The organism is Bacillus sp. 105MF, from assembly GCF_000374885.1.
GTDB classification, from domain to species: domain Bacteria; phylum Bacillota; class Bacilli; order Bacillales; family Bacillaceae_G; genus Bacillus_A; species Bacillus_A pseudomycoides.
This window is the reverse complement of record NZ_KB895659.1, coordinates 1-2748: the sequence shown is the minus strand read 5'-3', so window position 1 is coordinate 2748 and position 2748 is coordinate 1. Positions and strand designations below refer to the sequence as shown.

Annotated in this window: 4 protein-coding genes; 2 read left to right on the top strand and 2 right to left on the bottom strand. The window is 29.4% G+C overall.

Translation table 11 applies throughout. From position 1 onward, the window contains the following. Nucleotides 1–231 precede the first annotated feature (231 nt). Together C564_RS0131215 and C564_RS0131210 are read left to right on the top strand one after the other, a co-directional pair. Complete coding sequence (locus C564_RS0131215; protein ID WP_018768204.1) at nt 232–738, top strand: SMI1/KNR4 family protein; 507 nt, start codon at nt 232–234, stop codon at nt 736–738. A 135-nt stretch (nt 739–873) separates the two neighbouring features. Continuing rightward, nucleotides 874–1104, top strand: coding sequence for a hypothetical protein (locus tag C564_RS0131210; protein ID WP_018768203.1), 231 nt, complete (start codon nt 874–876; stop codon nt 1102–1104). Between the two features lie 169 nt (nt 1105–1273). Here C564_RS0131210 and C564_RS0131205 read toward each other — a convergent pair whose 3' ends face one another. Then, nucleotides 1274–1642 carry a hypothetical protein gene (locus C564_RS0131205; protein ID WP_018768202.1) on the bottom strand — a complete coding sequence of 123 codons (369 nt, stop codon included), beginning with the start codon at nt 1640–1642 and terminating at the stop codon, nt 1274–1276. 10 nt (nt 1643–1652) lie between these two features. Continuing rightward, the gene (locus tag C564_RS0131200; protein WP_196811517.1) at nt 1653–2342 is read right to left on the bottom strand and encodes a pre-toxin TG domain-containing protein; all 690 of its coding nucleotides are present in this window, start codon (nt 2340–2342) and stop codon (nt 1653–1655) included. Between the last annotated feature and the right edge of the window lie 406 nt (nt 2343–2748).

The window sequence follows — 2748 nt, the reverse complement described above, 5'->3', positions numbered from 1 at the left end:
CTGTTGTGACAGGAATGTATGAAATACTGCATATAGAGAAGGGAACGGAAAGCTGGAAAACTTTTGGTATGAATGGTTTTCTGGGATTTGGTTACTGCTGATAATGATAGGTTATGTAAACCTCACTAGAATAAGATATATATTCATGATAATTGAAATTAAAGGTTTTATCTAAAAATAATGTAATATTAAATATATAAAATATTATATTATAACAAAGGATGAAGACACATGAGTCTACAAGTTTTTGAAGCAGCTAAATATATGATAGAAAATAGTCTTACATCGGGTAAAATTGCTACTGTGGAAGAAATAGAAGAATTACAGTCTAAGTTAATGAATTTGTTACCAGAATGGTTAACAGATTTAATGAGAACAACCCCTCTTTGTGCAAGTAAAATAATTTGGCAAGAATTTTTACCTTCTGAAGATGATGATGGAATGTCTTTAATGTTACTTTTAGATAAAGATGAAATGATAATTGAAACTATTGAAGCTGTACCTGGATATGCTGTATTTGAAAAAGGTTATATTTCTATTGGTTACTGTCTTATGAAAACTGGAAATCCTTATTTTATTTGTATTCATGAAGGAGAAGATCCGCCAGTTTATAGATTAGTTCATGATTATGGGGAAGAAACAGATGAAATTATAGAACATCGAGAATTAGTTGCTGATAAGTTTTCTAATTTATTGTTAGCCTCCAAGGTTGTAGAAAAAGATCCATATGAAGATTAAATATTTTTTTATTACTTAATAAATTGACTGCCGTTAACGACAATTATGTTAATAATACCTTATGATGTGGTAAAATTTAGGTATTCTATTGATGTGAATATATATGAAGTTTAGAAAAGAAAGAGGAGGATTTTTATGGTCGATAATCATATAAATGAAAAAAATCATCTTTTTTATAAAAAACGTTTTTATAATGTTTTAGCCTCAATTCCTTTTGTAGTTATCACTCTGATAGTAACCTATTTATCAGATTTGGGATTAACTTTTTTTGTAACCTTAACTGGAATTTCAGTAATAACTTTATTAATTCAGTTCATTTATTATTATTCAAATTGGAAAAAATCTCTTAAGTTAATGGTTTTATGAATAAAAAGTCTCTTCAGAAGATCTGAAGGGACTTTTTGAGATTTCTAGATACATGGGCTACTGATAAGTAGTCTTATGTTAACTAGTGGTGTATATCATATACACCTTTTGATGTTACTTAATCTATGTTAAAAATATTCTCTTTACTCTCAGAATCTAGCAAAATAGACTATTCACAATACAATTGTAATCTATCAACTTTCAAAAAAACATATTGCCCTATCAAATACTGATAATCTTCAAATAAATCACTTGTAATAAAAAACCCTACATCTAAAATATTATCTTTTAACATTTCACCAAAAAGCATATAACTATAATTATTGATATGTTCAATTTTTTTCAAATATATATCTTTTTGTTCCTCTATATCCAAAATATCATTTACAAATATATCTATTTCAGCTTCATATTCTTTGTCCACTTCCAGCTTTTTTGGTGATACATCAAATCCTATAACTTCTTGATTATTTACTAAAAAGTTTACTTCTTCCTCAACAAGGGGGTCAAATTTATGTATTTTTATTTTGTTATTCATAATTTCTCCTCTATTCTACAGGATTAATAACAGGAATATTTTTATTGTTATTCAACATTTTCCAAAAAGTTTTACCACTTTCAACATGATATGTTGTAATTTCTCCCAAATTATTTGTTCCCACAAATTCAAACTTAGCGTAACTTTTTATAGGGACACCTTTGGGATTAGTTAAACTACTATTCTTCATAAATTTAACATATCCTGTCCTTAGTTCTCCTTTATAATTGTACTGAACTTTTGTTCCATTTTTTATTACATCATTAGCTCCTGCTAGATACTCAGCTGCATTAGAATATGTTCCTCCAAATTCACCACCGTGTTTTAAAAAATGTGATTCTAATTTTTCTGTATTTCTGAAATTAAGTTTGCTGACTTTCCCAACATTTTCGACCTTGCTGACTTTGTCAACATTCTCGACTTTGATGGCTTTGTCAAAGTATCCAGCCTCATTTAATATTTTTAATTCTTCTGCAGAAAGTGCGACACCTTTTAAAAGTTTATTCCCTGCTTTGATCTCTTTTACTATCTTCTCCAACTTGCTAACAGGAAGTGCTGTTAAAGCTAGCCATCCAGCTGCTTCTAGTCTGCTGTCTTTTTCTTCTGACAGCCAATCTTCACCTGTTACTAATCGATAAATGTCATTAACGAATACAAATTCGCCTACTAAATGCGTTATGTTCATTGCAGACTGTTTCATAGACTGCTTCGTAACCATCCACATAAGTTCGTCCGATTTATCTTCGTCATATATGCCATCGACATACACTTCATGGGGTAGCACCAACATTTCGCGAATTTCGTACGCTAAAGGATAATCGACTTTTTTAGTTGAACGAAATTTGCAATTTTAAAAGGGCTTAATACACAAAATTATAATTAAATGCCTGAAAATGCACCTGAGGGTATCGTGTTTTTTGAATATAGATAAGAAATATGGTTTTATTTAATAACATACTCTGTTTCTTCTAATTCACCTATGCCTTTTTCTTCAAGTTCTCCAAAATGAATATTCATAAAAGTACCCACCATTTTTTATTCACTCAGTTTTTAAACGATTTCTTTTTTCTCGTTGCAAGGTACTTACACTAATTCCCGTCATTCTT

Excerpts from the sequence above, each read along its gene's own strand:
- C564_RS0131215 (WP_018768204.1), top strand. The coding sequence starts at position 232 with ATGAGTCTACAAGTTTTTGAAGCAGCTAAATATATGATAGAAAATAGT.
- C564_RS0131210 (WP_018768203.1), top strand. The coding sequence starts at position 874 with ATGGTCGATAATCATATAAATGAAAAAAATCATCTTTTTTATAAAAAA.
- C564_RS0131205 (WP_018768202.1), bottom strand. The coding sequence starts at position 1,642 with ATGAATAACAAAATAAAAATACATAAATTTGACCCCCTTGTTGAGGAA.
- C564_RS0131200 (WP_196811517.1), bottom strand. The coding sequence starts at position 2,342 with ATGAAACAGTCTGCAATGAACATAACGCATTTAGTAGGCGAATTTGTA.